Origin of the sequence: Streptomyces scabichelini (genome assembly GCF_011045015.1) — a bacterium.
GTDB classification, from domain to species: domain Bacteria; phylum Actinomycetota; class Actinomycetes; order Streptomycetales; family Streptomycetaceae; genus Streptomyces; species Streptomyces scabichelini.
The window spans coordinates 1-2,923 of sequence record NZ_JAAKZY010000423.1 but is presented as its reverse complement, the minus strand read 5'-3'; the positions used below and the strand labels follow the sequence as shown (position 1 = coordinate 2,923).

2 protein-coding genes are annotated in these 2,923 nt (G+C 69.9%); both read left to right on the top strand.

What is annotated here, in order from left to right; translation table 11 throughout:
* Nucleotides 1-359: 359 nt before the first annotated feature.
* Complete coding sequence (locus G5C60_RS50225) at nucleotides 360-2,066, top strand: PHP domain-containing protein (protein WP_165270941.1); 1,707 nt, start codon at nucleotides 360-362, stop codon at nucleotides 2,064-2,066.
* On the top strand, nucleotides 2,063-2,575 hold the full coding sequence (locus G5C60_RS50220) for a hypothetical protein (RefSeq protein ID WP_165270939.1): 513 nt from the start codon (nucleotides 2,063-2,065) through the stop codon (nucleotides 2,573-2,575). Before G5C60_RS50225 ends, G5C60_RS50220 begins: the two co-directional genes overlap by 4 nt.
* Nucleotides 2,576-2,923: the final 348 nt, after the last annotated feature.

Sequence of the window (2,923 nt, the reverse complement as noted above, 5' to 3'; positions counted from 1 at the left end):
GGCGTCCGTCGCGGATCCGGCGGCCGTTGCGGATGCCGTGTTCGTGGCGGCGAGCCCGGCCATGGCCAGCGCGCTCGCCAGGATGGTTCCGATGACTCTTCTCATGGGGGGTGTCTCCAGGGGACGGAGGAACGGGAGAGGAAGATCAACGGTGCTCAGGGTCAAGGGCAACTCAGGAGCTGTACAAGGGTAGTTGGGGGAATCCTGCGAGAATTGTGAAGCGGCGGGAGAGTTGATGCGACCAAGTTGCCTGCGGATCATGCCCTGGTTGAACATTGTTCATGTTTCGCGCCGAGTCTCGCACCCGCGTGGTCATACCGACAGCGCGAAGGCGAAGAAGGCACAGAAGGCAGGCCGACATGGGTCACGGGCACGGACACGGTCACGCGCATGGACATGGGCATCACCACCATCACGACCACCAAGGCACCGATCTCCCGGCCGCCTTCGACACCTCCGTGCCCGACGAGGCCCTGACCCCCGAGCAGCACTCGCGCCGCTCCATGCTGCGGCGCGCGGGCCTGCTGGGCGCGGGTCTGGCGGCGACCGGAGTGCTCGCGTCGCAAGGGGCCCCCGCGTACGCCTCCTCCACGGGGCGTCGCAAGGACGGCTTCCTGTGGCTGGCCGGCGACCACCACATCCACACCCAGTACAGCAACGACGGCAAGTACCGCGTCTCCGACCAGGTCCGCCAGGGCGCCCGACACGGCCTGGACTGGATGGTCATCACCGACCACGGCAACGTGACACACGCCAAGATCGGTGTGGAGAAGGTCAACCCGGACATCGTGGAGGCCCGGGACACGTACGAGGACACCCTCGTCTTCCAGGGCCTGGAGTGGAACATCCCGGCCGCCGAGCACGGCACCGTCTTCGTCCACCCGGGCAAGAACGAGGTCGCCGTCCTCAAGCAGTTCGAGACCGACTACGACGGCAGCGTGAAGGGCGCCTCCGACTCGACGCCCGCCAACGAGGCCCTCGCCATCGCGGGCCTCAACTTCCTTGCGGAGCAGGTCCAGCGGCGCAAGGTCAAGGACATCCTGATGCTCGCGAACCACCCCGCGCGCAAGGGCATCGACTCGCCGCACGAGATCCGCGCCTGGCGTGACGCCACGTCCGCGCGCCACCAGATCGCCGTCGGCATGGAGGGCGCGCCCGGCCACCAGGCCGCCGGCATCGAGAAGTCCATCGGCATGGGCCGCGCCCGCGGTATCTACGACGGCAGCCCGAGCGCCAACTCCTTCGCCGGATACCCCCTGGAGAGCTACCGCACCTGGGGCGGCTTCGACTGGATGACCGCCACCGTCGGCGGTCTGTGGGACAGCCTCCTCGCCGAGGGCAAGGCCTGGTGGATCACCGCCAACTCCGACTCCCACAACGTCTACACGGACACCGCGAAGCGCGGCGGCCCGGACAGCGACTACCTCGCCAACGGCAAGCACACCGACCCGGTGTACGGCGGCAAGATCGACCTCACCGAGGGCGACTACTGGCCCGGCCAGTACAGCCGCACCCACGTCGGCGCCGACGGCTTCACCTACGCCGCCGTCATGGACGGCATCCGCGCCGGCCGCGTCTGGGTCGACCACGGCCAGCTCATCAGCGGCCTGGATGTGCGGGTGGTGGGCGGCAGCCGCTGGGCGACGCTCGGCGGCGCGCTGCACGTCAAGAAGGGCACGAAGGTCACGCTGACGGTCGAGGTCGCGCTCGCGAGCGGCCCCAACTGGGCGGGCTTCATCCCCGAGTTGGCCCGAGTCGACGTCATCCAGGGCGATGTGACGGGTGCGGCGCGGGACAAGGACACCTTCACCGCGCCGACCGCGAAGGTCGTCAAGTCGTACGAGGTCGGAAAGTCCTCCGGCAGGGTCAAGCTCACGTACGAACTCGGCCGCGTCGACCGCCCGCTGTACGTCCGCCTGCGCGGCACCGACGGCAACCGCTCGGCAACTGGCCTGATGGGCAAGGCGGTTGACCCCTCCGGCCCGGCGATCGACGTCGTCGGCGACGCGGACCCGTGGGCCGACCTGTGGTTCTACTCCAACCCCGTGTGGGTCCTCCCGTCGTGACCACGTCGGGGCGTGGCGGGGCCTTCTGGGCCGACACGGAAACGACGACCCTGCGCGAGGCGGACCACCTGCTCCAGTCGCTGGCAGCCGAACTCGCCCTCCCGGAGGACGTGTTCGGCTGCACGCACCTGGTGCGCGGGGAGCGACCGCGGGTGGTGCTGTCGTTCACGGGGGCGTCGGTGGAGGCGAGGCAGGGGCTGGCGGCGAAGGGGTACGAGGTGACGGCCGGCGTGCCTGACATGGCGGGCCGCGCCGTCCTGTTCCCCGGTGTCGTGCGGCTGACCGGGACGGTGACGGTCGCGGAGCTGGTGTCGGGCTCGGCGATCGACCGGGTTGTGGTGCTGGGCGGGTCCGGCGAACCTGCGCCGGATCAGCGGATCCTGACGAGAGACTTCGTACGCCCGGAATGGCGGGCCGGAGAACTGGTCCTGACAGCCATGCCCGCCGCGGGAGGCGTCCTGGTCCCGTTCGAGGTACCGGACCCCACGCCGTGCTGCGCGGACCACTGAACGCCACCCGCTCAGTTCAGACGCGGGCGGCCCCGCCTCGCGCGGCGTCTGGTCGCGCACCGGCTCGACGCGTGGGGTTGCTGGTCGCGGGGCCGGCGGCTCGGTGGGGTGTGGACCTCCAGCCGGACGGTCCGGGCAAGACGGTCTGGGCGGAGGTGCCCCACCCCGTGGGACAGCCGCCGGGCGTTGGCTTCGGCCCGGTGGTCTCCCACCGATGTCGAGGGATTGGAAGCTTTGGGACTACGGCACTCGGTAAACGCCCTGGTCAGGCGGCGAGTGGGTGAGGGTCGCGTGTCCCAAACCTTCCAATTACCGTTGCCTGGTCCGCATGTAATGCGGTGGTGGGGG